This is a genomic window from Kitasatospora sp. Root107 (assembly GCF_001424875.1).
GTDB lineage: Bacteria > Actinomycetota > Actinomycetes > Streptomycetales > Streptomycetaceae > Kitasatospora.
Genome location: NZ_LMCT01000013.1, coordinates 1 through 25,943, shown reverse-complemented (window position 1 = coordinate 25,943; position 25,943 = coordinate 1). Strand labels below are relative to the sequence as shown.

At 71.2% G+C, this 25,943-nt stretch carries 27 protein-coding genes and 5 tRNA genes; 11 read left to right on the top strand and 21 right to left on the bottom strand.

The annotated features are described in order from the left end of the window. Window positions 1-16: 16 nt before the first annotated feature. Window positions 17-1,633: a DAK2 domain-containing protein gene (locus ASC99_RS15105; protein ID WP_057232256.1), complete on the bottom strand. Its 1,617-nt coding sequence runs from the start codon at window positions 1,631-1,633 to the stop codon at window positions 17-19. A gap of 307 nt (window positions 1,634-1,940) precedes the next feature. Between ASC99_RS15105 and rpmB the strand changes: the two genes are divergently transcribed. Then, window positions 1,941-2,126: a 50S ribosomal protein L28 gene (gene rpmB, locus ASC99_RS37180; RefSeq protein ID WP_082598345.1), complete on the top strand. Its 186-nt coding sequence runs from the start codon at window positions 1,941-1,943 to the stop codon at window positions 2,124-2,126. 129 nt (window positions 2,127-2,255) lie between these two features. Here the strand turns inward: rpmB and thiD are convergent, their stop codons facing one another. The 3 genes from thiD to ASC99_RS15090 all read right to left on the bottom strand — a co-directional run bounded on the left by thiD (window position 2,256) and on the right by ASC99_RS15090 (window position 5,224). Next, on the bottom strand, window positions 2,256-3,047 hold the full coding sequence (gene thiD, locus ASC99_RS15100) for a bifunctional hydroxymethylpyrimidine kinase/phosphomethylpyrimidine kinase (RefSeq protein ID WP_057232254.1): 792 nt from the start codon (window positions 3,045-3,047) through the stop codon (window positions 2,256-2,258). A 24-nt stretch (window positions 3,048-3,071) separates the two neighbouring features. Further along, entirely contained in the window at window positions 3,072-4,097 is a 1,026-nt protein-coding gene (locus ASC99_RS15095) for a 6-phosphofructokinase (protein ID WP_057232251.1), read from the bottom strand. 158 nt (window positions 4,098-4,255) lie between these two features. After that, on the bottom strand, window positions 4,256-5,224 hold the full coding sequence (locus tag ASC99_RS15090) for a thiamine-phosphate kinase (RefSeq protein WP_057232249.1): 969 nt from the start codon (window positions 5,222-5,224) through the stop codon (window positions 4,256-4,258). A 158-nt stretch (window positions 5,225-5,382) separates the two neighbouring features. Here ASC99_RS15090 and ASC99_RS15085 point away from each other — a divergent pair, with 158 nt between their 5' ends. Together ASC99_RS15085 and ASC99_RS15080 are read left to right on the top strand one after the other, a co-directional pair. Continuing rightward, window positions 5,383-5,616 carry an Lrp/AsnC family transcriptional regulator gene (locus ASC99_RS15085; protein ID WP_057232247.1) on the top strand — a complete coding sequence of 78 codons (234 nt, stop codon included), beginning with the start codon at window positions 5,383-5,385 and terminating at the stop codon, window positions 5,614-5,616. A 20-nt stretch (window positions 5,617-5,636) separates the two neighbouring features. Continuing rightward, entirely contained in the window at window positions 5,637-6,134 is a 498-nt protein-coding gene (locus ASC99_RS15080) for a DUF3515 domain-containing protein (RefSeq protein ID WP_057232245.1), read from the top strand. Window positions 6,135-6,302: 168 nt separating this feature from the next. Here ASC99_RS15080 and ASC99_RS15075 read toward each other — a convergent pair whose 3' ends face one another. From ASC99_RS15075 to ASC99_RS15065, 3 genes are read right to left on the bottom strand one after another with little or no spacing between them, the layout of a single operon-like run. Next, complete coding sequence (locus tag ASC99_RS15075) at window positions 6,303-7,442, bottom strand: D-alanine--D-alanine ligase family protein (RefSeq protein ID WP_057232244.1); 1,140 nt, start codon at window positions 7,440-7,442, stop codon at window positions 6,303-6,305. Window positions 7,443-7,501: 59 nt separating this feature from the next. Continuing rightward, entirely contained in the window at window positions 7,502-8,503 is a 1,002-nt protein-coding gene (locus tag ASC99_RS15070) for an NAD(P)H-dependent glycerol-3-phosphate dehydrogenase (protein WP_057232242.1), read from the bottom strand. After that, window positions 8,500-9,318: a 1-acyl-sn-glycerol-3-phosphate acyltransferase gene (locus ASC99_RS15065; RefSeq protein WP_057232239.1), complete on the bottom strand. Its 819-nt coding sequence runs from the start codon at window positions 9,316-9,318 to the stop codon at window positions 8,500-8,502. Before ASC99_RS15065 ends, ASC99_RS15070 begins: the two co-directional genes overlap by 4 nt. A gap of 76 nt (window positions 9,319-9,394) precedes the next feature. Here ASC99_RS15065 and cofC point away from each other — a divergent pair, with 76 nt between their 5' ends. Together cofC and ASC99_RS15055 are read left to right on the top strand one after the other, a co-directional pair. Beyond that, window positions 9,395-10,090: a 2-phospho-L-lactate guanylyltransferase gene (cofC, locus tag ASC99_RS15060; RefSeq protein WP_057232237.1), complete on the top strand. Its 696-nt coding sequence runs from the start codon at window positions 9,395-9,397 to the stop codon at window positions 10,088-10,090. A 30-nt stretch (window positions 10,091-10,120) separates the two neighbouring features. Then, window positions 10,121-10,348 carry a hypothetical protein gene (locus tag ASC99_RS15055; protein ID WP_057232235.1) on the top strand — a complete coding sequence of 76 codons (228 nt, stop codon included), beginning with the start codon at window positions 10,121-10,123 and terminating at the stop codon, window positions 10,346-10,348. A 9-nt stretch (window positions 10,349-10,357) separates the two neighbouring features. On the opposite strand, the gene ASC99_RS15050 is transcribed toward ASC99_RS15055, so the two are convergent. Both ASC99_RS15050 and ASC99_RS15045 read right to left on the bottom strand, forming a co-directional pair. Next, window positions 10,358-10,621 (bottom strand): hypothetical protein, encoded by a 264-nt coding sequence (locus ASC99_RS15050; protein WP_057232233.1) that lies wholly within the window; start codon window positions 10,619-10,621, stop codon window positions 10,358-10,360. Beyond that, entirely contained in the window at window positions 10,618-10,848 is a 231-nt protein-coding gene (locus tag ASC99_RS15045; protein WP_057232231.1) for a hypothetical protein, read from the bottom strand. Before ASC99_RS15045 ends, ASC99_RS15050 begins: the two co-directional genes overlap by 4 nt. 164 nt (window positions 10,849-11,012) lie before the next feature. Here ASC99_RS15045 and ASC99_RS15040 point away from each other — a divergent pair, with 164 nt between their 5' ends. Then, window positions 11,013-11,771 (top strand): GntR family transcriptional regulator, encoded by a 759-nt coding sequence (locus ASC99_RS15040; RefSeq protein WP_057232229.1) that lies wholly within the window; start codon window positions 11,013-11,015, stop codon window positions 11,769-11,771. Between the two features lie 210 nt (window positions 11,772-11,981). Here ASC99_RS15040 and ASC99_RS15035 read toward each other — a convergent pair whose 3' ends face one another. The 4 genes from ASC99_RS15035 to leuC form a co-directional block, all read right to left on the bottom strand. Beyond that, the gene (locus ASC99_RS15035) at window positions 11,982-12,692 is read right to left on the bottom strand and encodes an HU family DNA-binding protein (RefSeq protein WP_057232227.1); all 711 of its coding nucleotides are present in this window, start codon (window positions 12,690-12,692) and stop codon (window positions 11,982-11,984) included. A gap of 134 nt (window positions 12,693-12,826) precedes the next feature. Then, the gene (locus ASC99_RS15030; RefSeq protein WP_057232225.1) at window positions 12,827-13,051 is read right to left on the bottom strand and encodes a hypothetical protein; all 225 of its coding nucleotides are present in this window, start codon (window positions 13,049-13,051) and stop codon (window positions 12,827-12,829) included. A 191-nt stretch (window positions 13,052-13,242) separates the two neighbouring features. Beyond that, window positions 13,243-13,839: a 3-isopropylmalate dehydratase small subunit gene (leuD, locus tag ASC99_RS15025; protein WP_057232223.1), complete on the bottom strand. Its 597-nt coding sequence runs from the start codon at window positions 13,837-13,839 to the stop codon at window positions 13,243-13,245. A 6-nt stretch (window positions 13,840-13,845) separates the two neighbouring features. After that, a complete protein-coding gene (gene leuC / locus ASC99_RS15020) occupies window positions 13,846-15,267 on the bottom strand; it encodes a 3-isopropylmalate dehydratase large subunit (RefSeq protein WP_057232222.1) in 1,422 nt (473 codons plus the stop codon). Between the two features lie 232 nt (window positions 15,268-15,499). Between leuC and ndgR the strand changes: the two genes are divergently transcribed. Further along, window positions 15,500-16,213 (top strand): IclR family transcriptional regulator NdgR, encoded by a 714-nt coding sequence (gene ndgR, locus ASC99_RS15015; protein WP_057232382.1) that lies wholly within the window; start codon window positions 15,500-15,502, stop codon window positions 16,211-16,213. A gap of 108 nt (window positions 16,214-16,321) precedes the next feature. On the opposite strand, the gene ASC99_RS15010 is transcribed toward ndgR, so the two are convergent. The 8 genes from ASC99_RS15010 to ASC99_RS14975 form a co-directional block, all read right to left on the bottom strand. Then, window positions 16,322-16,396 (bottom strand) — tRNA-Gln (locus ASC99_RS15010). Between the two features lie 48 nt (window positions 16,397-16,444). Further along, a tRNA-Glu gene (locus tag ASC99_RS15005) sits at window positions 16,445-16,520 on the bottom strand. A 71-nt stretch (window positions 16,521-16,591) separates the two neighbouring features. Then, window positions 16,592-16,667: transfer RNA gene (locus ASC99_RS15000), tRNA-Glu, on the bottom strand. Window positions 16,668-16,686: 19 nt separating this feature from the next. Beyond that, window positions 16,687-16,759: transfer RNA gene (locus tag ASC99_RS14995), tRNA-Glu, on the bottom strand. 19 nt (window positions 16,760-16,778) lie between these two features. Then, a tRNA-Gln gene (locus ASC99_RS14990) sits at window positions 16,779-16,850 on the bottom strand. A gap of 207 nt (window positions 16,851-17,057) precedes the next feature. Further along, a complete protein-coding gene (gene gltX, locus ASC99_RS14985; RefSeq protein ID WP_057232221.1) occupies window positions 17,058-18,563 on the bottom strand; it encodes a glutamate--tRNA ligase in 1,506 nt (501 codons plus the stop codon). Further along, window positions 18,556-19,356 (bottom strand): fumarylacetoacetate hydrolase family protein, encoded by an 801-nt coding sequence (locus ASC99_RS14980; protein ID WP_057232219.1) that lies wholly within the window; start codon window positions 19,354-19,356, stop codon window positions 18,556-18,558. The genes gltX and ASC99_RS14980 overlap by 8 nt, the downstream gene beginning before the upstream one ends. A 138-nt stretch (window positions 19,357-19,494) precedes the next feature. Beyond that, complete coding sequence (locus ASC99_RS14975) at window positions 19,495-19,692, bottom strand: hypothetical protein (protein ID WP_063857091.1); 198 nt, start codon at window positions 19,690-19,692, stop codon at window positions 19,495-19,497. Between the two features lie 501 nt (window positions 19,693-20,193). Here ASC99_RS14975 and ASC99_RS14970 point away from each other — a divergent pair. The 4 genes from ASC99_RS14970 to ASC99_RS14955 all read left to right on the top strand — a co-directional run bounded on the left by ASC99_RS14970 (window position 20,194) and on the right by ASC99_RS14955 (window position 25,888). Further along, window positions 20,194-24,009, top strand: a complete 3,816-nt coding sequence (locus ASC99_RS14970) for a nitrate- and nitrite sensing domain-containing protein (protein WP_082598344.1) — start codon at window positions 20,194-20,196, stop codon at window positions 24,007-24,009. 109 nt (window positions 24,010-24,118) lie between these two features. Then, window positions 24,119-24,532, top strand: a complete 414-nt coding sequence (locus tag ASC99_RS14965; RefSeq protein WP_057232378.1) for a roadblock/LC7 domain-containing protein — start codon at window positions 24,119-24,121, stop codon at window positions 24,530-24,532. A 245-nt stretch (window positions 24,533-24,777) separates the two neighbouring features. Continuing rightward, the gene (locus ASC99_RS14960) at window positions 24,778-25,224 is read left to right on the top strand and encodes a DUF742 domain-containing protein (RefSeq protein ID WP_057232216.1); all 447 of its coding nucleotides are present in this window, start codon (window positions 24,778-24,780) and stop codon (window positions 25,222-25,224) included. Between the two features lie 79 nt (window positions 25,225-25,303). Next, on the top strand, window positions 25,304-25,888 hold the full coding sequence (locus ASC99_RS14955) for an ATP/GTP-binding protein (protein WP_057232214.1): 585 nt from the start codon (window positions 25,304-25,306) through the stop codon (window positions 25,886-25,888). Window positions 25,889-25,943 lie beyond the last annotated feature (55 nt).

Here is a 25,943-nt window from a genome sequence, read left to right as displayed (position 1 = left end):
GGGGCGACAGCCAGGATCACTCCACCCCGATCAGCAGGGTGGCCGACTGCTGCCGCCCGTCGTAGACCACGGTGTCGACCTCGGGACGCTGGCGGCGGGCGTGCGCGACCAGCCGGTCCGCCAGCTCGGCGGGGGCGCCCTCGCCGAGCACCAGGGTGACCAGTTCGCCGCCGGCCGCGAGCATCCGGCCGAGCAGTTCCTCGCCGATCGCGACCAGGTCCTCGCCGATCACCACCACGTCGCCGTCGATCAGGCCGAGCACGTCCCCGGCCTGGCAGACCCCGGCCATGGTCCAGGACTCACCCTCGGCGACCGCGAGTTCGGCGTACCTGGTGGCCCCGGCGGCGGAGGTCATCGCGACCACGTCCTCGTCGAACCGGCGCGCGGGCTCGTGCACGGCCAGCGCGGCCAGGCCCTGCACGGGTGAGCGGGTGGGCAGCACCGCGATCCGTACGCCGTCCTGCCGGAGCTGGTCGGCGGCGGCGCCGGCGGCGGCCCGCAGCTCGGGGTCGTTGAGCAACAGGATCACCTCGTGCGCGGCGCAGCGGCGGACGGCGGTGACCAGTTCGGCGCTGGCGGGCGGCCGGTCCGGGTCGGCGTGCAGGACGTGCGCCCCCGCCTGTTCGCAGAGCTCGGCCAGTCCGGCGCCGGCCACCACACTGAGCACCGCCCGGCCCGCGGTGGTCTCCCGGTCGCGCTCCCCCGCCCGGGCGGCGGCCTCGGCGAAGTGGGTGATCCGGATCTGGTACGGCCGTCCGGCCCGGACCCCGGCCTCGACGGCGGCGCCCGCGTCGTCGACGTGGACGTGGACGTTCCACAGGCCGTCGCCACCGCCGACCACCAGGGAGTCGCCGAGCCCGGCCAGTTCGGCGCGGAGCGTCGGCAGCGCCTGGTCGGGGGCATCCAGCAGGTAGATCACCTCGAAGGCGGGGTGCCCGGGACCCGGCGGGCGTTCGTGACCCTCGCAGCCGGCCGGGCGGACCTCGCGGACGAACTCCTGCCGGAGCGGCCCCATCGGGGTCTTGCCGGTGACGGCGTCCGAGAGGGTGCCGAGGATGGCGACCAGTCCGCGGCCGCCGGCGTCCACCACGCCGGCCTCGGCGAGGACGGCGAGTTGGGAGGGGGTGCGCAGCAGTGCCTCCCGGGCGGCCCGGTAGGCGGTGTCGGTGGCCTCGGCCAACGAGCCCGCGCCCTGGGCGGCGGCCCGCGCGGCGGCGGCGGCGACGGTGAGCAGGGTGCCCTCGACCGGTTCGGCGACGGCCTGGTAGGCGGATTCGGCGGCTCGCAGCAGGCCCTTGCGCAGGTCGGCGGGCTCGCCACCGAGGGCGAGCACCTCGGCCAGGCCGCGCAGCCACTGGGCCAGGATCACCCCGGAGTTCCCCTGGGCGCCGATCAGCGCACCGCGGGCGCCGGCCGCCATCGCGCTGCCGAGTTCGGGGTCGGCCTGTTCGGCGAAGCACCGTTCGACGGCCTCGGCGGCGGACTCCACGGTGAGGTAGAGGTTGGTGCCGGTGTCGCCGTCCGGGACGGGGTAGACGTTGAGCGCGTCGATCTCCTCGCGGGCCTGGCCGAGCGCGGTCAGGGCGAGGCGGCACCAGGTGCGGACGGTGGTGGCGTCGAGCGTGTCCAGCACCAGGTCTCTCCTCCGGGTGAACGCCACCCGAACCCTGGGCGGGGGCGCGGGTAACAACGTGGCTGGGGCGATGCTGGCAGGTTATCCGTCCGGGGTGGCGATCTGCGCTGGCCGGCGGGCTGCCGGGGGATGATCAAGGGCCGCACCGTGGTAATTTCGTTGAACGGGAGTCGTCGTTGTATGCTCTCCCGGTTGCCTGGAACAGTCCGGGCTCACCCTTTGAAGCAGTCCGGTTCACGCGAGTGGCCCGAGTTGGTTCAGCCGGGGTTTTCGAACGTAAATGATCTGAAGTCTTGGAGTGACTCCTGTGGCTGCCAACTGCGACGTCTGCGGCAAGGGGCCGGGCTTCGGCAACAGCATCTCCCACTCGCACCGCCGTACTCCCCGTCGTTGGAACCCCAACATTCAGACGGTGCGTGCGACGGTCGGTCGGACGCCGAAGCGGCTCAACGTCTGCACCTCGTGCATCAAGGCCGGTAAGGTCTCGCGCTGACGCGCAGACCGGTTAGCCGGTCCTCCAGATCGCCGATTCACCCTCGGGTGGGTCGGCTTTCTGTCTTACTGCCCCACCGCACCGGTTGAAGGGCGGACCCTCGGGTCCGCCCTTCGGTCGTTCCCGGGATCAGCGCCAACGCCAGGCGTGGTCCACCGGGCCGATGCCCGCGCCCAGCGCGAAGCCGCCCCGGATCGCGCCGGTCACGTACTCCTTCGCGCCCGCCACCGCCTCCGGCATCGCCGCGCCCTTGGCCAGCTCGGCCGCGATCGCGCTGGCCAGCGTGCAACCGGTGCCGTGGGTGTGCCGGTTGTCGTACCGGGCTGCCCGGTACCAGTGCACCGAACCGTCCGCGCCGACCAGCAGGTCGGCGGCCTCCCCTTCGAGGTGGCCGCCCTTGATCAGCACCCAGGCCGGGCCGTATCCGAGCAGGGCCTCGGCGGCGGCCGCCATGTCCCGTTCGCCCGTGACCTCGAGGCCGGTGAGCTGCGTCACCTCGTGCAGGTTGGGCGTGGCGAGGGTGGCCACCGGCAGCAGCCGCTCCCGTACGGTGGCCACCGCCTCGGCGGCGAGCAGCGCGTCACCGTGCTTGGAGACGCCGACCGGGTCGACCACCACCGGGGCGTCGACCCCGGCGAGCAGCTCGGCGACGGTCTCCACCAGCTCGACCGAGGCGAGCATGCCGGTCTTCACGGCCTGCACACCGATGTCGTCGACCACGGAGCGGAACTGGGCCCTGACCGCCTCGGCGGGCAGTTCCCAGTAGCCCTGGACCCCGACCGAGTTCTGCGCGGTGACGGCGGTGAGCACGCTCATGCCGTGCACGCCGAGCGCCAGCATCGTCTTGAGATCGGCCTGAATGCCGGCGCCGCCGCCGGAGTCCGAACCGGCGATGGTGAGTACGCGAGGAGGAGCAACCATGCCGTCAACCTACCGAACCGGCCGTCAGAGGACGGCTTCGGACTCCGTCCAGCGGTCCTGCGGCACGGTCTTCAGCCTGGTGACCGCCTCGGCGACCGGGGCCAGCACGATCTCGGTCCCGCGCAGCGCGGTGAAGTGCCCGAACGCACCCTTGTGCACGGCCTCCACGGCGTGCCAGCCGAACCGGGTGGCCAGCACCCGGTCCCGCGCGGTGGGGGTGCCGCCGCGCTGGGTGTGCCCGAGGATCACCGGCCTGGACTCCTTGCCGAGCAGGTCCTCCAGCTCGTGCGCGAGCTTGGTGCCGATCCCACCGAAGGTCTGGTGGCCGTACTGGTCGACCGCGCCGTGGTCGAAGCGGAGCGTGCCCGGCATCGGCTTGGCACCCTCGGCGACCGCGATGATGGCGAACTTCTTGCCGCGCTGGAAGCGTTCCTCGATCATCCGGGCCACCGCCTCGATGTCGAACGGCTTCTCCGGGATCAGGATGCCGTGCGCGCCGCCGGCCATCCCGGCGGTGAGCGTGATCCAGCCGGTGTGACGGCCCATCAGCTCGACCACCATCACCCGCTGGTGCGACTCGGCGGTGGTCTTCAGCCGGTCGATCGCCTCGGTGGCCACGTGCACGGCGGTGTCGAAGCCGAAGGTCACGTCGGTGGCGTCGATGTCGTTGTCGATGGTCTTCGGTACGCCGACCACCGGCAGCCCGGCGTCGCTGAACATCTTGGCGGCGGTCAGCGTGCCCTCACCGCCGATCGCGATCAGCGCGTCGATGCCGATGTTCTTCGCCAGCCGCTCGGCGTTCTCCACCGCCCAGTCGATCCGCTCCCGCTGTACCCGGGCCGAGCCCAGGATGGTCCCGCCGAGGGTGAGCAGACCGGTCACGTCGTCGTGCGAGACCGGCCGGGCACGGCCTTCGATCAGGCCGAGGAAGCCGTCCTCGATGCCGACGATCTCGTCGCCGTGCACATCGGTGCCACGGTGGACCACCGAGCGGATCACCGCGTTGAGGCCGGGGCAGTCTCCGCCGCTGGTCAGGACGCCGATTCTCATGGGGGCGTGCTCTCCCGCTCCTGGGGCAGCGCAGGCCCCCGAGTTGATGGATTCTCCTACGAACCGGACACCCCGGACAGACCGGACATGCCGACAGCGCTCAGGCTACCCGCCCGACCTGTCGCCGACTCAGACCCCGCGCCTCGAAGCCGTTGCTCCTACTCCTCAGCGAAGTGGTCCCAGCCGCCGGCCCGGTCCCACGGGGCGCCGTCCACGGTGACCTGTCCGCCGCGGGCCGTGCTCGCCGTGCGCACCACCTCGCCGACCACACGCCATCGGGCGGGAAGCTGGACGGTGCTCGGGAAGGTGGCCACGATCGCGTGGTCCTCCCCACCGGACAGCACCCATACAAGCGGATCGACCCCGACCGCCTGGCCGATGTCCGCCATCTGGGCAGGCACGTCGAAGTCGGCCGCCCGCAGGTCGATGTCCACCCCGCTGGCCTTGGCGACATGGCCGAGGTCGGCCACCAGACCGTCACTGACGTCGATCATCGCGGTGGCGCCGAGGTCGGATCCGGCCGGGCCCGCGTGGTACGGCGGCTCCGGGCGGCGGTGCGCCTCGACGAAGGCGCGCGGCGAGCGGAAGCCCCGGGACAGCACGGTCAGCCCGGCCGCCGACCAGCCCAGCCAGCCGGTCACCGCGACCACGTCGCCGACCTGGGCGCCGGAGCGCTTCACCGGGGCCCGGCCCTGCAGGTCGCCGAGCGCGGTGATCGCCAGCGTGATGGTCTCCCCGCGCACCACGTCGCCGCCGACCACGGTCGCCCCGGCCACCTGGCACTCGTCCCGCAGACCGTCCATCAGCTCGGTGGCCCAGGTGGTCGGCAGGTCGGCGGGGGTGACCAGGCCGAGCAGGATCGCGGTCGGCACCGCGCCCATCGCGGCGATGTCGGCCAGGTTCTGCGCGGCGCACTTACGGCCGACGTCGTACGCGGTGGACCAGTCCCGACGGAAGTGCCGGCCCTCGATCAGCACGTCGGTGGTGGCCACCACCCGGCCGTCGGGCGTCCTCACCACGGCCGCGTCGTCGCCCGGCCCGAGCTCCACGGCCGGGGTGAGCGGCAGCCGGGCGGTGAGCTCCCTGATGAGTCCGAACTCGCCGAGCTCGCCCACGGTCCCCTGCATCTGCCGTCCTCTCTCACTGACCTGACTCCAGGCCGCTCCTGCGCGCCCCCGCGCGCAGCGTACGCCCTCGGGCCGTACCGAGGTCTCCCGTACCTGGCCCACCGGGCGGTAGCGTGGTGATCAGACTGCCGATCAGCCCACCCCGCTGGAGGTCCCCCGTGGTACAGGCATACATCCTGATCCAGACCGAGGTGGGCAAGGCCACCGCGGTGGCCCAGTCGATCGCGAAGATCGACGGAGTGCTCACCGCCGAGGACGTCACCGGTCCTTACGACGTGATCGTGCGCGCCGAGGCCGAGACCATCGACGACCTCGGCCGCCTGGTGGTCGCCCAGGTCCAGCAGGTCGAGGGCATCACCCGGACACTGACCTGCCCGGTGGTCCGGCTGTAAGGGCTGGCTACCATCGCGGGATGAGCCGTCTCCGCAGCCTGCCTGCGACCGTCCGTTGGGGCGTCCCGCCCGCTGTCCTGCTGACCTGCGCCGGTCTGCTGGGCTGGAGCTGGAGCCTGCCCGCCGACGTCACTCCCCCGACGCCCCGGGCCGCCGAGGCGGGCTTCTGCGAGGCGCTCGACAAGGCGTTGCCCGGGGCCGTACTCGGTCACGACCGTGACGACCCGTCACCCGCCTCGACGTACACCGCCGCCTGGGGCAGCTCGCCCCGGACGGTGCTGAAGTGCGGGCTGGCCCGGCCCGGCTACCTGGACGACGACCCGCTGGCCGCCGCCCCGGAGGTCAACGGCGTCCAGTGGGGCATGACCCGGGACCCGGACGGCGGCTACCGCTTCGTCACCACGCTGCGGAAGACGTACGTCGAGGTCACCGTGCCCAAGGGGGCGTACCCCAACTACGCGGACCCGCTCAGCTCGTTGACGGACGCCGTCAAGGCCACCGTCCCCGAGGGGCTCTAGGCAACTGCTCAGCCATTTACGGTCCAGGGGCTCGGGGAACTGCGAGGAGATCTGGCGTGCGGGTCACTGCGAAAGTGCCTGACCAGCTACGCATGGATCACCTTGCACGGGTCGGCGTCGCAGTTCCCCGAGCCCCTGGTGGTGCCTGGCTGAGCACCTGCCAAAACCTCAGCGGAGGCCGGTGGAGCGGTTGAGGGCTGCGGTGAGCAGCCGGTCGATCAGCTCCGAGTAGGGCAGGCCGGTGGCCTCCCACATCTTGGGGTAGGCCGAGATGGGGGTGAAGCCGGGCATGGTGTTGATCTCGTTGACGATCCAGCTGCCGTCCGGCAGCAGGAAGAAGTCGACCCGGGCCAGGCCCTCGCAGCCGAGCGCGTCGAAGGCCAGCACCGCCTGCCGGCGGATCTCGGCCGTCTCACTCTCCGTCAGCCGGGCCGGGATCTGCACCTCGGAGGAGTCGATGTACTTCGCCTCGAAGTCGTAGAACTCGTAGTCCCCGTCGACCAGCACCTCGGCCGGCAGGCTGGCCCGCGGGCCGTCCTCGAACTCCAGCACGCCGCACTCGATCTCGCGGCCCTCGACGCCCAGTTCGACGATCACCTTGGGGTCGTGCCGACGGGCCTCGGCCATCGCGGCGTCCAGGTCGGCGAGGTCCTTGACCTTGCTGATGCCCATGCTGGACCCGGCCCGGCAGGGCTTGACGAAGAGCGGCAGGCCGAGCGCGGCGATCCGCTCCCGGGCGGCGGCGCGGCCGGCCTCGGTCTCCCACTCGCGCGGGCGCACCACGGTGTAGTGGCCGACGCCGATGCCGTGGGACTCCAGGATCCGCTTGGTGAACTCCTTGTCCATGCCGGCCGCACTGGCCAGCACGCCGGAGCCGACGTACGGGACGCCGGAGAGCTCCAGCAGGCCCTGGATGGTGCCGTCCTCGCCCCACGGGCCGTGCAGCAGCGGCAGCACCACGTCCACCTCGCCGAGCGCCTTGGGCACGGCGCCGGGCTCGCTCCAGACCGCCTCGCGGCTGACCGGGCTGCCGGGCAGCGCGACCTGGCCCTCGGTGGACTCGGAGACGCCGTCCACGTCGGGGAGCTTCCCGTCCGTGATGGCCATCCGGGACGGTTCGTCGCCGACCAGGGCCCAGCGGCCCTCATGGGTGATGCCGATCGGCAGCACCTCGTACTTGCTCCGGTCGATCGCCCTGAGCACACTGCCGGCCGTGACGACCGAGATGCCGTGCTCGGAGCTGCGGCCGCCGAAGACGATCGCAACGCGCGGCTTGGCCGCGTTGGGGGAGGTCTTTTCGATGCTCATATCGTGTTCGAGACTACCGTGCGGGCGTTTCGGTGAAAGTCACCGGCGCGGTAGTGAGTTCAGTGACGTTCGGGCTTCGCGGACCTGGCCATCAGCCCGGCCAGCGCTTCCTGGGTCGGCCGCCCGTGGTGCACCACGTCCACCACGGCCGCCACGATCGGCATGTCGACCCCGTGCCGGCGGGCCAGGTCGAGCACCGACTCGCAGGACTTGACGCCCTCGGCGGTCTGCTTGGTGGCGGCGATGGTCTCCTCGAGAGACATGCCGCGGCCGAGGTTGGTGCCGAAGGTGTGGTTGCGGGAGAGCGGCGAGGAGCAGGTCGCCACCAGGTCGCCCATCCCGGCCAGCCCGGCGAAGGTGTGCGGGTCGGCGCCCAGGGTCAGCCCGAGCCGGGTGATCTCGGCCAGCCCACGGGTCATCAGGGTGGCCTTGGTGTTGTCGCCCAGGCCCATCCCGTCGGCCATCCCGACCGCCAGGCCGATCACGTTCTTCACCGCGCCGCCGAGCTCGCAGCCGACCACGTCGGTGTTGGTGTACGGGCGGAAGTAGGGCGTGTGACAGGCCCGCTGGAGCCGCTTGGCGACCAGCTCGTCCGTGCAGGCGACCACGCTGGCGGCGGGCTGCTTGTTGGCGATCTCCCGGGCCAGGTTGGGGCCGCTGACCACGGCGACCCGCTCGGGGCCGACCTTGGCGACCTCCTGGATCACCTCGGACATCCGCTTGGCGGTGCCGAGTTCGATGCCCTTCATGAGCGAGACCAGCACCGTGTCGGGGCCGAGCAGCGGCGCCCAGGCGGCGAGGTTCTGACGGAGCGTCTGGGACGGCACGGCGAGCACCGCGAACTCCGCCCCGGCCAGCGCCTCGGCCGGGTCGGTGGTGGCCCGGACGGTCGCGGCCAGCCGGGTGTCCGGCAGGTAGTCCGGGTTGGCGTGGGTCGCGTTGATCGCGTCCACCAGCTCCTGGCGGCGGCCCCAGAGGGTCACCTCGCAGCCGGCGTCGGCCAGGATCATCGCGAACGCGGTCCCCCAGGACCCGGTCCCGAACACGGCGCAGCGGGTCACTTGGTGCTCTCTTCGTCGTTCCGGCGGCCCGCGGCGCGGTCCTTCTTGGCGGCGTGGTCGTCGGCCCGTTGCCGGGCCGCCTTCCGCATGTCGTAGCGCTCGGCCGGCGGCTGCTCGCCGCGGATCCCCGCGAGCACCTCGGTGATCGCGGTCATGATGTCCTCGGTGGCGTCCCGCAGCACCTCGGCGGTCAGCTCCTGGCCCTGGTACCTGGTCAGGTCCACCGGCGGCCCGGCCGCCACGGTCACCTTGTGCCGGGGGAAGAGGTGCAACTTGCCCTTCCCGCCCCGGCCGTACGGCGGGATGATCTCGTGCGCGCCCCAGTGCGCGACCGGGATGACCGGCGCGCCGGTCATCAGCGCGACCCGGGCCGCGCCGCTCTTGCCGGTCATCGGCCAGACGTCCGGGTCCCGGGTGAGGGTGCCCTCGGGGTAGAACTGCACGCACTGGCCCTGCTCGACGGCGGCGACCGCGGCCCGGAACGCCTTGGACGCGTCGGTGGAGTCGCGGAACACCGGGATCTGGCCGGTCTTCCTCAGCATGAAGCCGATGAACGGCACCGAGAACACCCCGGCCTTGCCGAGCATCCGGGGCGGCCGGCCGCTGTTGTACTGCCAGTGCGCGTAGATCAGCGGATCGATCAGCGAGTTGTGGTTCACCACCACCAGGAAGCCGCCCCGCTCGGGCAACTGCTCCCACCCGTACCAGTCCGGCTTCACCAGCGCGGTGGTCACCGGCTTCACGAGCGCGGCCGCGAAGCGGTACCAGATCCCGTAGTCGGCGTTGCCGAACCTGGCGTACGAGCGGCGAGCCACTCCTGCTCCTCTTCCTAGGGCTGCGGCATGTGGGCCGCCTGGTCAGGGGTCTGCCACCGGCGTAAGAATGGCGCCGATGACCCAGGACACCGTACGCCTCGCAGTACCGCCCGCGCCCACGCCCCACCCCGAGTGGTCGTTGGTGTTGCCGGTGAAGCCGCTCGCCGTGGCGAAGAGCCGGCTGGAGCCGTACGCCGGTGCGCGCAGGCCCGCGCTGGCCCTGGCGTTCGCGCTGGACACGGTGGCGGCCGCGCTGGCGTGTCCGCTGGTGGCCCGGGTACTGGTGGTCACCCAGGACGCGCTGGCCGGGGCCCAGTTGGCCCGGCTGGGGGCGCTGGTGGTGGCGGACGAGCCCGGCGGCGGGCTCAATCCGGCGCTGACGTACGGTGCCGAGCTGGCCAGGCGGCTGGCTCCTGACGCCCCGTTGGCAGTGCTCTCGGCCGACCTGCCCGCCCTGCGCAGCGCCGAGCTGAGCCGGGTGCTGGCCGCCGCCGCGGCGCACGGCGGGCGGTCCTTCCTGGCCGACTCCCCCGGGCTCGGCACCACCCTGCTGGCCTGCCCGCCGGGCCACCCGCTGGCTCCCCGGTTCGGCGACGGCTCGCGGGCCCGGCACGCGGCCGGCGGCGCCGCCGAGCTGAGCCCGGGTGACGTTCCGTCGGTGCGCCGGGACGTGGACACCGGGGCGGACCTCCGGGAGGCGCTAGCGCTCGGCGTCGGGCCGCACACCGCCGCCGTCGCCTGCGCGCGCGGACTGAGCCCGGTCTGCTCCTGACGCGCCCTGACCCGTCGCTATGCTGCTGCCATGCAGGCCACCTCGTACACTTTCGACCCCGCCACCCGCACCGGCTCGGTCCTTCTGGACGACGGCACCCCCGTCCCGTTCGACGCCGCGGCCTTCGACGCGGGCGGCCTGCGGCTGCTCCGCCCGGGCCAGCGGCTGCGGATCCGCACCGAGGGCAGCGGCGAGGCCCGCCGGGTGGTCTTCCTGACCCTGCAGACCTTCCCCGACCCGGCGGACCGGGCGAGCTGACGCCCGGCCTCAGGCCAGGGTCAGCTGGATCGCGTGGGACCGGCCGCCGATCGCGAAACTGAGCGTCAACTCGCCGTCGCGGTCGAGGAATTCCGTGACCCGTTCGACCGCTCCCTCGCCGAGGAAGAAGCGGTAGGCCTCGTACTGGGTCCAGCCCAGCGGCAGCACCCGCAGGGCCTGCCAGAGGGCGGTCAGCGCGTCCGGCAGGTGCTGGAAGGTCGCGGGCGGGGCGATGTCCTCGATGGAGACGGTGTAGCCCCCGGTGGTACTCACAGCGTCGGCTCCTGCTCGTGGTCACGGTCGAAGTCGGCCCAGACCCGCTGGGCCGTGTCGGTCCGGTCATGGCCGAAGCGGTCCGCCCCGGCCAGCAGATCCAGCACCGTGAGCTGGGCGTCGACGCTCAGCCCTTCCGGCAGCACCAGGTACAGCCGCCAGCCGCCGTCCAGCCTGACGCGGACCCTGGGCCGCCCTCCGGTGGCCCTGGCCAGGCGGTTCGCCACGTCAAACACCCTGGTGGTTCGCACGCAACGACTCTCCCCGCGAGCAGCTGGTTACGGAACGTGAATCTAAGTAATTAGATTCCACCTGATGCATTAGATTGTCAACGCTGAATCACCCGCCCTGCCGAACTCGGCCGGGTCGTGCCTGCCGCCGGGAGAGCCAGATGTCACCTGCTGAGCGCCAGTACCAGCGCATCGCCGCCGATCTGCGCCTCCGCATCGGCCGGGGCGAGTGGCAGACCGGCGAGGTCCTGCCGTCCCGCGCCAAGTTGGCGATCGAGTACGACGTCGACGCGAACGTGCTCCAGCGCGCCCAGCAGCTGCTGATCACCGAGGGCCTGCTGGAGGGGCGCACCGGCTCCGGCACCTACGTCCGCCGCCCCGTGCTGCGCCGCACGATGGTCCGCTCCAGGATCGGCATCCCGGCGTCCTTCCGGGCCGATCTGGGCGAGATCGACGGCACCGGCAGCTGGGAGTCCAGCACCGAGACCAACAGTCCGGCCTCGCCGGAGGTGGCCGCCCGGCTGGGCCTGGAGCCCGGGGCGCCGACGGTGCACACCGTCTACGAGTTCCTGATCGACAGTCAGCCGGTCCTGCTGGCCAACAGCTGGGAGCCGCTGGCGCTGACCGAGGGCTCGCCGGTGATCTGCCCCGAGTACGGCCCGCTGGCCGGCCAGGGCGTGGTGCGGCGGATGGCGGCGATCGGGGTGCAGGTGGAGCGTGCGGTGGAGCGGACCCGCCCCTCCCGCGCCACCGCGCAGCAGGCCAACCTGCTCGGCGTCTCGGCCGGCGACCTGGTGACGCTGATCGAGCGCACCTACTACGACCGGGAGGGCCGGGCGGTGGAGACCGCCGAACTGGTCGTGCCGGATTCGCGCTGGGATATCAGCTACGAACTCCCGATCGGGCATCAGGAGTCATAACGGAAAAGAGCCGTGGCGGCTCGCTCCGGGAATGACCCGCGTGGTACCGCCCCTGGGTGAGGTCGGTGTACGCCTCGCGGCTGTAGTACGCGGCCCACGGNGCCTTCAACGACCTCTCGGAGCGGCTCTCGGACCGCTTCGAGACCCGCGGATGCGAGCCGCCACGGCTCACGGCGGGTTGACCCGCCGTCGGTTGACCGATCGCCAGAACTACTTGGCGGTGGACCGGCGCGCGGTGGTCTTGCGCGTTGCGGTCTTCTTCGCGGGAGCGGTCTTCTTCGCCACCGCCGTCGCCTTCTTGGCGGGAGCGGCCTTCTTGGCCGCCGCGGTGGTCTTGGCCGGCGTGGCCTTCTTGACCGCGGTGGTCTTCTTCGCGGCCGCGGTCTTGCTGGCCACGGCAGCCTTCTTGACCGCCGTCGCCTTCTTGGCGGGGGTGGCCTTCTTCGCCGCGGTGGTCTTGGCCGCCGTGGTCTTCGCCGCGGTGGTGGCCTTCTTGGCCGCGGTGCGCTTGGCCGGAGCCGCAGCGGCGGCCGTGGCAGCGCGCTTGGTGGCGGCGCGCTTGACGGCAGCGGTGGTGCCGCTCTTGCCCGGGGTCAGCGAGCCCTTGGGGGCCTTCTTGACCGAGGGGCCCTCCTTCGGCAGCTTCTTGCTGCCGCTGACCAGGTCCTTGAAGCCCTGGCCGGGACGGAACCGCGGCACGGCGGTCTTCTTGACCTTGACCTTCTCGCCGGTCTGCGGGTTGCGGGCGAACCGCGCGGAGCGGTCGACCTTCTCGAAGGTGCCGAAGCCGGTGACCGACACCCGGTCACCGGCCACAACGGCACGCACCATGGTGTCGAGCACTGCGTCGACGGCCTCTGCGGCAGCCTTGCGACCGCCCAGCTGCTCGGCCACCGCTTCGACAAGCTGAGCCTTGTTCAACGTCTTCCCCTTCGGAAACGGGCGCCGGATGATTCCATCCGTTCATTTCGCACGTTAGGTATGTATCTGCGGACTTTCAATTACCAAACGCGCGAATCACCCTAGTGTCGCAATGGATTTGCGCGTCCGGGACCTCACCCGAGAGGCAGGTGCCCCTCGTCGAGGTCTTGCACAAAGCGCGCCAACCGCCTTGCCGCCCCCGGAAGATCGCGCTTGGCGGTCTCCGTGACGATCAACAGTTGGCGGGTGAGAGCGGTCTTTGCCTCGGTTGACACGTTCAGCGCATGAACGCGGGCGTGTGCCTGCTTCAACCGCTCGGCCACCAGCGCGTAGAGCACGGTGACTTCCGGGTCGACCATCCCCTCCGAGGACGCTGGTTCGCAGTCCCCGTACGGAGGTTCATGGTGCCGGTGCATGCAACGATTGTGCCATCTGTACGGAGTTGCGCTGCCCGGGGGTTTATCCGGAGCTCAACTCGGGCCCGGAACAGACCGATGGCCCACCCCTCGGGAGGGGTGGGCCATCCGGCGGACCGTCAGGAATCCGGGCCTCAGAGGACCGGCAGCGTACGCGGCTTGAAGCTGGGCCTGGTGGCCTCGAACTCCGCGATGTCACCTTCGTTCCGGAGCGTGATGCTGATGTCGTCCAGGCCGTTGAGCAGGCGCCAGCGGACGTTGTCGTCCAACTCGAAAGAGGCGGTCACACCCTCGGCGCGGACCTCCCTGGTCTCCAGGTCAACGGTGATCTCGGCGGTCGGATCGGCCTCGGTCAGGGCCCAGAGCTGATCCACCGTCTCCTGCGGCAGCAGCACGGTGAGCAGACCGTTCTTCAGCGAGTTACCGCGGAAGATGTCGGCGAAACGAGACGAGATGACGGCCTGGAAACCGTAGTTCTGAAGTGCCCAGACCGCATGTTCGCGCGAGGAACCGGTACCGAACTCGGGGCCGGCCACCAGCACCGATGCGCCCTGCCGCTCGGGCTGGTTGAGGATGAACTCGGAATCCTTGCGCCAGGCCTCGAACAGCCCGTCCTCGAATCCGGTGCGGGTGACCTTCTTCAGCCAGTGCGCCGGGATGATCTGGTCGGTGTCGACATTGCTGCGGCGCAGCGGAACGGCCCGGCCGGTGTGCGTGGTGAACTTCTCCATGGCTGCTCAGACCTCCACAGCGACGTCGGACGACAGATCGGCGGGCGCGGCCAGCCGGCCCAGCAGGGCGGTGGCGGCGGCGACCTGAGGGGACACCAGGTGGGTACGGCCGCCCTTGCCCTGCCGCCCCTCGAAGTTGCGGTTCGAGGTCGAGGCGCAGCGCTCGCCCGGGGCCAGCTGGTCCGGGTTCATGCCCAGGCACATCGAGCAGCCCGCGTGCCGCCATTCGGCGCCGGCGGCGGTGAAGACCTTGTCCAGGCCCTCCTCGATCGCCTGCAGGGCGACCCGGACCGAGCCGGGGACGACCAGCATCCGGACGCCCTCGGCGATGGTGCGGCCCTCGACGACGGCCGCGGCGGCCCGCAGGTCCTCGATCCGGCCGTTGGTGCAGGAGCCGACGAAGACCGCGTCGACCTTGACCTCGCGCAGCGGCGTACCGGCCTCCAGGCCCATGTACTTGAGCGCGTTCTCGGCCGCGACCCGCTCCGAGGGGTCGGCGAACGAGGCCGGGTCCGGCACGTTGGCGCCGAGCGGTGCGCCCTGGCCCGGGTTGGTGCCCCAGGTGACGAACGGGGTCAGCTGGGTGGCGTCGATGACCACCTCGGCGTCGAAGACCGCGTCCTCGTCGGTGGCCAGCGTGCTCCAGTACTCCACCGCCGCGTCCCAGTCGGCGCCCTGGGGGGCGTGCGGGCGGCCCTCCAGGTAGTCGAAGGTGGTCCGGTCCGGAGCGATCATGCCGGCCCGGGCGCCCGCCTCGATCGACATGTTGCAGATCGTCATCCGGGCCTCCATGGAGAGGCTGCGGATCGCCGAACCGCGGTACTCCAGGACGTAGCCCTGGCCGCCGCCGGTGCCGATCCTGGTGATGATGGCCAGGATCAGGTCCTTGGCGGTGACGCCCTCGGGCAGCTCGCCCTCGACCGTGATCGCCATCGTCTTGAACGGGGCCAGCGGCAGCGTCTGGGTGGCCAGCACGTGCTCGACCTGGCTGGTGCCGATGCCGAACGCCAGTGCACCGAAAGCGCCGTGGGTGGAGGTGTGCGAGTCGCCGCAGACCACCGTGGTGCCGGGCTGGGTCAGACCGAGCTGCGGGCCGACCACGTGCACGACGCCCTGCTCGACGTCGCCGAGCGAGTGGATCCGGACCCCGAACTCGGCGGCGTTGGCGCGCAGCGTCTCCAGCTGGACCCGGGAGACCGGGTCCGCGATCGGCTTGTCGATGTCCAGCGTCGGGGTGTTGTGGTCCTCGGTCGCGATCGTCAGATCGGTCCGGCGGACCTTCCGGCCGGCCAGCCGGAGACCGTCGAAGGCCTGCGGGCTGGTCACCTCGTGCAGCAGGTGCAGGTCGATGTAGAGCAGGTCGGGCTCGCCCTCGGCGCGCCGGACGACGTGGTCGTCCCAGACCTTCTCTGCGAGTGTCCGTCCCATCGCTTTCCCTCCAGCCGGCCGCTCTGCCGGCCTTCTCGTGTGATCGAGGTCGTGTGTCCCGCCGGCCTGGTGAGGCGCTTGTCCGGACGACCTGCACGCCGGATCGTGTCCAGCATGCGGACGTTGGATGATGGTCCGAAGCTGGGTGTCTCCCGGGCTGCTCCATCAAGAGTGGCGCTTTTCTTGGAGAATTGAACTTGCGTCTCGCGGAATGAGACTGCAGTATCAGGGCATGGACAACTCTAGCGGCGTCGGCGTTCTCGACAAGGCCGCTCTGGTGCTCAGCGCACTGGAGTCGGGCCCCGCCACGTTGGCGGGGCTGGTCGCCGCCACCGGCTTGGCGCGGCCCACCGCCCACCGACTCGCCGTCGCACTCGAACACCACCGCCTGGTCACCAGGGACATGCAGGGCCGGTTCATCCTCGGCCCCCGACTCTCCGAACTCTCCGCCGCAGCAGGCGAGGACCGCCTGCTCGCCACCGCGGGGCCGGTGCTCACGCACCTGCGCGACGTCACCGGCGAGAGCGCCCAGCTCTACCGCCGGCAGGGCGAGATGCGGATCTGCGTGGCCGCCGCCGAGCGGCTCTCCGGCCTGCGCGACACCGTGCCGGTCGGCTCCACGCTGCCGATGAAGGCCGGCTCCGCCGCCCAGGTCCTGCTGGCCTGGGAGGAGCCCGAGCGGCTGCACCGCGGCCTCCAGGGCGCGCGCTTCACCGCGACCGCGCTGAGCGGCGTACGGCGGCGCGGCTGGGCCCAGTCGATCGGCGAGCGCGAGCCGGGCGTGGCGTCCGTCTCGGCACCCGTCCGCGGCCCCTCCAACCGCGTGGTGGCCGCCGTCTCGGTCTCCGGACCGATCGAGCGCCTGACCCGCCACCCCGGCCGGATGCACGCCCAGGCCATCATCGAGTCCGCCAACCGCCTCACCGAGGCCCTGCGGCGCGGCTAGACCCGTCCCAAAAAACGACGAACGGCCCCCGCCGAGGCGGGGGCCGTTCCTTTTCCCGTACGCGGGGCGGAAAAGCAAAAAAGCCCCGGATCTCCGGGGCTGTCCTACTGGCTGGGGTACCAGGACTCGAACCTAGACTAAATGAACCAGAATCACTCGTGCTGCCAATTACACCATACCCCAACAAAGCATCGGGCCAGTGGACTGCGAAGCCCACCGGCCGTTCTGCTCTGGTACCCCCGACCGGATTCGAACCGGCGCTACTGCCGTGAGAGGGCAGCGTGCTAGGCCGCTACACAACGGGGGCAAACTTGGTGATCCCATGCTTCGTCAGGACCGGGGTTGCGAACTCGTCCGGTGGTGACAGTGGAAAGGATCTGGTACCCCCGACCGGATTCGAACCGGCGCTACTGCCGTGAGAGGGCAGCGTGCTAGGCCGCTACACAACGGGGGCTTGATCTCTATTTGTTGCGTACCCCCGACCGGATTCGAACCGGCGCTACTGCCGTGAGAGGGCAGCGTGCTAGGCCGCTACACAACGGGGGCTTGTACTTCGGATACTGCGCTGGGGTACCAGGACTCGAACCTAGACTAAATGAACCAGAATCACTCGTGCTGCCAATTACACCATACCCCACCAGAGTTCAACCCCTGATGGGGTTTTGCTCGGCGTTGCGACCGCTGGTCTGTCCCTGACGAGGTTTCTGGTCCCTCGCCCTGTCCCTCCCGGGCGGCGCAGAAAGAACATTACCCGACACCCGGCCCCGCTCCAAAATCCATAACCGCAGGCAGGCCCCCGAGGGGCTGCGTCGCTGGTCAACGCAGCCCCTCGGGGCAGGCAGGATCAGGCCTGCGGAGTGAGCTCCAGCGCCGCCGTCAGCCGGCGCAGCGTCTCGGCGCGGCCGAGCAGCTCCATCGACTCGAAGAGCGGCGGGGAGACCCGGCGGCCGGTGACGGCCACCCGGAGCGGGGTGAAGGCGAACTTGGGCTTGATGCCCAGGCCCTCCACCAGCGCCTCGCGCAACGCCGCCTGGATCGGCTCCGGGGTGAAGTCGGCCAGCTCGGTGAGGGCCTGGATGCTGGCGGCCAGCACCGGGCGGGCGTCCGCGGTGAGCACCTTGGCGGCGTCCTCCGGGTCGACCGTGAAGTCGGCCGGGTCGACGAAGAGGAAGCCCGCCATGTTGACGATCTCGCTCAGCACGACCATCCGCTCCTGGGTGAGCGGCGCCACCTTGGCCAGCAGGTCGAGCTGTTCGGCGGTCGGCTCGGCCGGCAGCAGGCCGGGGGCCTGCAGGTACGGCACCAGGCGGCGGACGAACTCCGCCGGGTCGAGCAGGCGCAGGTGGTCGCCGTTGATCGACTCGCACTTCTTGAGGTCGAAGCGGGCCGGGTTGGCGTTCACCTTGGCGATGTCGAAGGCCGCGACGAACTCCTCCATGGAGAAGCGGTCCTGGTCCTCGGAGAGCGACCAGCCCAGCAGCGCCAGGTAGTTGAGCAGGCCCTCGGGCAGGAAGCCGCGCTCGCGGTACAGGTTGAGGCTGGCCTGCGGGTCGCGCTTGGAGAGCTTCTTGTTGCCCTCGCCCATCACGTACGGCAGGTGGCCGAAGCGCGGGGTGGAGCCGTCGCCGACGCCGATCTCGGCCAGCGCGGCGTAGAGGGCGATCTGACGGGGCGTCGAGGAGAGCAGGTCCTCACCACGGAGCACGTGGGTGATGCCCATCAGGGCGTCGTCCACCGGGTTGACCAGGGTGTAGAGCGGCGCGCCGTTGGCCCGGACGATGCCGTAGTCCGGCACGTTCTCCGGCTCGAAGCTGAGCTTCCCGCGGACCAGGTCGTCGAAGGCGATGGTGTGGTCCGGCATCCGGAACCGGACGATCGGCTCGCGGCCCTCCTGGCGGTAGACCTCGACCTGGTCGGTGGTCAGGTCGCGGCAGTGGCCGTCGTAGCCGGAGGCCTTGCCGGCCGCGCGGGCAGCCTCGCGGCGGGCGTCCAGCTCCACGGTGGAGCAGTAGCAGTGGTAGGCCTTGCCGGCCACCAGCAGCTTGGTGGCGACGTCGGCGTAGATGTCCATCCGCTGCGACTGCCGGTACGGCTCGTGCGGGCCGCCGACCTCGGGGCCCTCGTCCCAGTCGAAGCCGAGCCAGCGCATCGCTTCCAGCAGCTGGTGGTACGAGTCCTCGGAGTCCCGGGCCGCGTCGGTGTCCTCGATCCGGAAGACCAGCTTGCCGCCGTGGTGGCGGGCGAAGGCCCAGTTGAAGAGGGCGGTCCTGACCAGGCCCACGTGCGGGTTGCCGGTCGGGGAGGGGCAGAAGCGGACCCGGACGGTCGGGTCCAGCTCGGTGTTAGCCACGCTTGATCACCTTATTGGCGAGAGTGCCGATGCCTTCGATGGAGACGGCGACCTCGTCGCCGACGTTGAGGGGGCCGACCCCGGCCGGGGTGCCGGTGAGGATGACGTCACCGGGCAGCAGGGTCATGGCCTCCGAGATGTGCACGATCAGCTCGGCGATCGAACGGACCATCAGGGAGGTCCGGCCGGTCTGCTTGAGCTCACCGTTGACGGTGCAGGTGATCGCCAGGTCGCTCGGGTCCAGCTCGGTCTCGATCCACGGACCGAGCGGGCAGGAGGTGTCGAAGCCCTTGGCGCGGGCCCACTGGCCCTCGCGCTGCTGGACGTCGCGGGCGGTCACGTCGTTCGCGCAGGTGTAGCCGAAGATGATCTCGGGGACCCGCTCCAGCGGGACCTCGCGGCCCATCCGGCCGATCACCACGGCGAGTTCGGCCTCGTGCTGGACGTCCGAGGAGAACGGCGGGTACGCGATCGCCTCGGTCGGGCCGATCACGGCGGTGGACGGCTTGAAGAAGGTCAGCGGGACGTCCGGGACCTCGTTGCCGAGCTCCTTGGCGTGCGCCGCGTAGTTGCGGCCGACCGCGACCACCTTGTTCGGCAGGATCGGCGACAGCAGGCGGATGTCCTGCATCCGGTAGCTCTCGCCGCTGAGCTGCATCGAGACGATCGGGTGGCCGGCCAGGCCGTGCACCACCAGAGACTCGGGCTGGGTGGGGTCACCCTCCACCACACCGAAGGAGACGCTGCCGGCGGCAGGACTCCCTTCCCGGACGGAGAACCTGGCAATTCGCACGGTGGGGAGCCTCTCGGTCTGTCGGGCGCCGGCCTTACCGGGCCCTGCTCGAACGGTCCCCAGGCTATCGCGAGAGGGGCGCCGACCCGGCTGTCTGCGGGTCGGCGCCCCTCGGGCGAGGAAGAAGTTGATTCCCGGTCAGTCCTGCGGCAGACGCGGGGCCGGGGCGACCATCAGCACGGTGCGACGCGGATTGGCGGTGTTCGAGGGCAGCTCGGTGCCGTACTCCCGCGGCTGCCGCGCGACCTGGGCGCCGGGCAGCTGACTGAACTCCTCGATCGAGGCCAGCGACGTGCGGCGCGGGTTCGCGGTCGAGTTGCTCATGGGCTGGGACATTGCGTCACACCTTGAGTTCGGGGCCGCTCGCAGGAGTCGGCGACGGTGATTCTGGGCAGGCTGGCGCCTGGGCACCGCGCACCAGAGTAGACGGTCCGGAAGCGGACCATCTGGAGCTCTTTCCACAGGCATCCTGATCACGGCTACATAATTCGGCTGTGATTTTGCTCACAAATTGCCGGACAATGTCGTCATGTCGGGCATTTCGAACGGTCGGGCTATTACGACAATCCCGATATCTCGGACATTCAGGAACGTCTGCGACTCCGGGCGACCTACGGTCCAGTTGGCATGTATCCGGCGAGTGTCCGAAAAGGGTGGTATTCCGGGCCGGTTGCCGCACACTCCGTGAGACGGTGCGCGCACTGGGTAGCCCAGGACACCGACAGGTAACGCCCCTTGTTGGACTTCTCCCGCTGTGCTGGAATGCGACGGAAAAACTCGACACCGCCCCATCCGCGCAAGCGGGGAGGGGCGCCCGGTCCAGAGGTTGCGACGCCAGTGCAGGGACGTTTCAAGAGGGGCAGCGGCGCCGCGGGAGACCCGGAGTCGCGTGAGCCCGTGGCAGGCCCCCACCAGGCAACGCCGCTCACCGGCCCCGGTGAGCAGATAGTCGGCGGCGGTGAGCCCGAGCCGCAGGACGGCCCGGAGGGCGCGGATGAGTCCGACCGCGGCCGCTCCCGGCTGCGGTCCACGCTGACCAGGCGCCGGGCCACCGGTCTGCGCCGGTTCGCGATGCGCAACTGGCGAATCCGTACCCGCCTGATCGCCCTGCTGCTGCTCCCCGTGGTGGTCGCGCTGGTCCTGGGCGGCCTCCGGGTCGAGTCCTCGCTGCAGAACTCCAAGCAGCTCTCGCAGATGGCCAACCTCGCCGACCTGGCCAAGAAGGCCACCGCGCTGGCGAGCGCCCTGCAGACCGAGCGCGACATCAGCGCGGGCCCGCTCACCAACGGCGGCCCCGAGCGGGCGAAGGACGACGACATCGTCACCGCCCGGAAGAACTCGGACGCGCTGAGCAAGGCCTTCGCGACCAGCTCCGACAACTTCGACGAGCTCGACCTGGCCGGTGGCAAGGCCCTGCTGCTGCAGGTCCGCCGTGACCTGAACCAGCTCTCCGAGGCCCGCAGCAACGCCTACCGGGACCCGGACAACATCCAGGCGACGATCACCAACTACGACGTGATCATCAAGAACCTGCTGTCCATCACGCAGGACATCGCGATCGCCTCGAACTCGACCGAGCTGGTCAAGATCACCCGTGCGCTGCAGCAGTTCTCGCTGGCCAAGGAGAACACCTCCATGCAGCGCGCGCTGATCAGCGCCGCACTGGCCTTCCCCGGCGCCGAGGGACCGCACCTCAACTCCTCCGACGAGTCCTTCGGCATCCGGCTGCAGATCTCCGAGGGCAACGCGCTCACCAACTTCACCGCGATCTACGGTGACGGCGAGGCCCAGGCGCTCAACGCCGGGATGGCCCGCAACCAGCAGATCGCCGACTCGGACCGCTACACCAAGCGGGTGCTGAGCGCGAACGGCATCAAGCAGACCGAGCCGCTCTCGTACAAGCTCTGGTACGACCAGGCCTCCGTGAAGATCAACGCCCAGCAGAAGAGCGAGACCAAGCTGCTCGAGGCGCTGGACGGCAAGGCCGGTGAGCTCCAGGACGAGGCCGACACCGAGGCCCTGGTCAACGGTGCGCTGATCGCCCTGGTGCTGATCGTCGCCATCGCCGGCGCCGCCCTGGTGGCCCGTGGCATGGTGCGCTCGCTGACCCGGCTGCAGGTCGCGGCCGAGGACGTCGCCGAGCGCCGCCTGCCCGAGCTGGTCAAGATCCTCTCCGAGAGCGACCCGCACGACGTCGACGTCACCGTCGAACCGGTCGGTGTCGACTCGGCGGACGAGATCGGCCACGTGGCGCACGCCTTCGACATGGTGCACAAGCAGGCGGTCTCGCTGGCCGCCGAGCAGGCGCTGCTCCGAGGCAACATCAACGCGATGTTCACCAACCTCTCGCGCCGCAGCCAGGGCCTGATCCAGCGTCAGCTCTCGCTGATCTCCGAGCTGGAGAGCCGCGAGGCCGACCCGGACCAGCTGGCCAACCTCTTCAAGCTCGACCACCTCGCGACCCGTATGCGCCGTAACGGTGAGAACCTGCTCGTCCTCGCGGGCGAGGACCCGGGCCGCCGCTGGACCCGCCCCGTCCCGCTGGTCGACGTGCTCCGCGCCGCCGCCTCCGAGGTGGAGCAGTACGAGCGCATCGAACTCGCCTCGGTCCCGTCGGCCGAGGTCGCCGGACGCGTCGTCAACGACCTCGTCCACCTGCTCGCCGAGCTGCTGGAGAACGCCACCTCGTTCTCCAGCCCGCAGACCCGGGTCCGGGTCACCGGCCACGCGCTGCCGGACGGCCGGGTGCTGGTCGAGATCCACGACACCGGCATCGGCCTCTCCCCCGACGACCTGGCCGACATCAACGAGCGGCTGGCCAACCCGCCCGTGGTGGACGTCTCGGTCTCCCGCCGGATGGGCCTGTTCGTGGTCGGCCGGCTGTCGCTGCGACACGGCATCCGGATCCAGCTCCGTCCGAGCGACTCCGGCGGCACCACCGCGCTGGTCATGCTCCCGCTCGACGTCACCACCTCCGGTGACCGGCGCGGCCCCGGCCGCCCCGGCTCCGCCCAGGGCAAGCAGCAGCGCGGTGTCGGCCCGACGCCGCGTCAGCAGAACCGTCCGAACGTCGCCGAGGCGCTGGCCGGCCGTGGCGCGGCCGCGCTCGGCCAGGGTGGCCCCGGCGCCGCTCCGGCCGGTCGCCCGCAGCTTCAGGGTGGCCGCCCCGGCGGTCCGGGCGGCGGTCCTGCCGCACCCGGTGCCGGCAGTCTGTTCGGCGCTCCGGCCGGTGCACTGCCCACCCGCGAGTCCGCCCAGCCGATGCGCGAGGGCGACGGGCAGCCGCCGCGTCGCATCCCCGGCGCTTCCGGTGCGCCCGGTCTCCAGGGCCAGGCCGGCCCCGGTGCCGGTCAGCAGCGCCGTGCTCCGCAGGAGCAGGGCTTCGGTCAGGGCCAGGGCCGTCCCGGCCCCGGCCAGCAGCGTCGGCAGCCGGTCGGCGAGCCCACCGGGAACGCCGCCGACACCGCCTGGGCCGACCAGCCGCAGCACGGCCGGGCCACCTCGCCCGACCCCGCCCGGCGTCGTCCGCAGGAGCCGGCCCAGCGTCAGCCGTTCGGGCCGGGCGCCCCGCAGGCCCCCGCCCAGCAGCAGGCCCAGGCCCCGCAGCAGCAGGCTCCGGCCCCGCTGGAGTCCGGCATGCCGGACGGCACCGTGCAGTTCGCCCGGCCCCGGTTCGAGGCCAGCGAGATCGACCCGCGTGACCCGCTCGGGCTCGGGCTGGTCGAGCCGGTGCTGCCCACCGTGCCCACCCCGGCACCGCAGCAGCACGCACCTCAGCAGCACGCCCCGCAGCCGCTGCCCCAGCAGGTCCAGCAGCAGCCGATGGCGCTGCCGACCGGGCCCGGCCCGGAGGACACCCAGCAGTGGGCGCGTCCGCAGGACGCGCAGGCGGGCCGGCCCCGGCAGGCTCCGCAGCAGGGCCAGGGTCCGGGCCAGCGCCCGCAGCCCCAGGGCCCGCAGGGTCAGGGCGGCGGCCAGCCGCTGCCCGGCCGGGCCCGGACCGCGGAGGGCCGACCGGCGCCGCAGCAGGCGCCGGCCCAGCCCGGTGGCCAGGACGACCGTCCCCGGTCGTACCAGCCCCGGCGGCCCGGTACCTCCGCCCCCGGCTTCACCGAGCCGTCCGCCCCGCGCCCGCAGCAGCAGGCCGGTCCGGCGCAGGGCCCGCAGCAGCCGCAGGCTCCCCAGCAGGAGCAGGCCCAGCGTGCTCCCGGCTTCGGGGACGCACCGTGGCGCCCGTCCGCCAACGACGAGCGCTGGCGCCGGGCCGAGCAGGTCCGGGAGCCGTCCTCCGACGGTCTGACCATGTCGGGCCTGCCCCGGCGGACCCCGCAGGCCAACCTGGTCTCCGGCACCGCCGAGGCGGCGCCGCTGACCGGTCCGCAGGTCTCCCGCGCGCCCGAGGAGGTGCGTGGCCGGCTGACCAACCTGCGCCGCGGCATCCAGCAGGGCCGGCAGGCAGGCGCGGAGCAGGCCCAGGGGCAGCAGCCCGGCCAGCCCGGTCAGGGCCAGCAGGGTCAGGGGCAGCAGCAGAGCCGTGGGCCGCAGGGCTTCGACGGCTTCGGGGGAGGCCACCGCAACGGCGGCGGCCGGCAGAACGGTGCGCAGGGCAACCCGGGTTCCGGGGAGTTCGGCCCAGATCACCAGGAGCGTTGAGTTGAGTCAGATGAGCCAGGCCGCACAGAACCTGAACTGGCTGATCACCAATTTCGTGGACAACACCCCCGGGGTGTCCCACANCACCAGGAGCGTTGAGTTGAGTCAGATGAGCCAGGCCGCACAGAACCTGAACTGGCTGATCACCAATTTCGTGGACAACACCCCCGGGGTGTCCCACACAGTGGTGGTCTCCGCCGACGGGCTCCTGCTCGCCATGTCCGAAGGCTTCCCCCGCGACCGGGCCGACCAGCTCGCCGCCGTCGCCTCCGGCCTCACCTCCCTCACCTCCGGCGCCAGCCGGATCTTCGAGGGCGGCGACGTCAACCAGACCGTCGTCGAAATGGAACGCGGCTTCCTCTTCCTCATGGCAGTCAGCGACGGCTCCTCCCTCGCCGTCCTCGCCGCCCCCGACTCCGACATCGGACTCGTCGGCTACGAAATGGCCCTCCTCGTCGACCGCGCCGGAGCCGTCCTCACCCCCGCACTCCGCGCAGAACTCCAGGGCAGTCTCCTGCACTGACGGTTCGTCNGCTACGAAATGGCCCTCCTCGTCGACCGCGCCGGAGCCGTCCTCACCCCCGCACTCCGCGCAGAACTCCAGGGCAGTCTCCTGCACTGACGGTTCGTCAACCCCGATGCGCCGGACCGACCGACCCGGTCCGGCGCCCCAACCGTCAGCCGCCGTAGGGTGGTTGGCAATCCCGCCTCGGCTGGCCTTCACCCAGCCGGAACCTGCTGCGAACGGCGGCAGCACAAGGAGGACTCATGACCCCGACACCCGCCGGTTCCTACGGCAACAACGGGTACGGCAGCGGCGGTTACGGCGCCCGGCAGTCCGGTAGCGGCTACGGCGGCCAGGAGTCCTACGAGCAGCAGCCGTTGGTCCGCCCGTACGCGATGACGGGTGGCCGTACCCGGCCGCGGTACCAGCTCGCGATCGAGGCGCTGATCTCCACCACCGCCTCGGCCGAGCGCACCGGCGGCCTGCTGCCGGAGCACCAGCGGATCGTGAGTCTCTGCCGCGAGGTGAAGTCCGTCGCCGAGATCTCCGCGCTGGCCGGTGTGCCGCTCGGGGTCGCCCGGATTCTCGTCGCCGACCTGGCGGAAGCCGGTCTTGTCGCCATCCACCAGCCCGCCGCCGCGGGCGAGTCGGGCGGAACGCCTGACGTCACGCTGCTCGAAAGGGTCCTCAGTGGACTTCGCAAGCTCTAACGCGGCCACCCCCACCCGCGCCACCACCTCCGCGAAGATCGTCGTCGCAGGCGNGTCACGCTGCTCGAAAGGGTCCTCAGTGGACTTCGCAAGCTCTAACGCGGCCACCCCCACCCGCGCCACCACCTCCGCGAAGATCGTCGTCGCAGGCGGCTTCGGCGTCGGCAAAACCACCCTCGTCGGCGCAGTGTCGGAGATCAACCCCCTGCGCACCGAAGCCGTCATGACCTCCGCCTCGGCGGGCATCGACGACCTCACCCACACCGCAGGCAAGACGACCACCACCGTCGCCATGGACTTCGGCCGAATCACCCTCGACGAAGACCTCATCCTCTACCTCTTCGGCACCCCCGGCCAGGACCGCTTCTGGTTCATGTGGGACGACCTCGTCCGCGGCGCCATCGGCGCCGTCGTCCTCGTCGACACCCGCCGCCTCGCCGACTGCTTCCCCGCACTCGACTACTTCGAAAACWSMGGRCTCCCCTTCGTCGTCGCCCTCAACGGCTTCGACGGACACCAACCCCACACCGCCGACGAAGTCCGCGAAGCACTCCAACTCGGCCCCGACACCCCCGTCATCACCCTCGACGCCCGCCGCCGAGACAGCGCCAAAAGCGCCCTCATCACCCTCGTCGAACACGCACTGCTCGCACGCCTGCGGTGAGATCAGAACACCGAAAAGGGCCCGCCGTCCGTACGGCTACAAAACAGGGATCAAG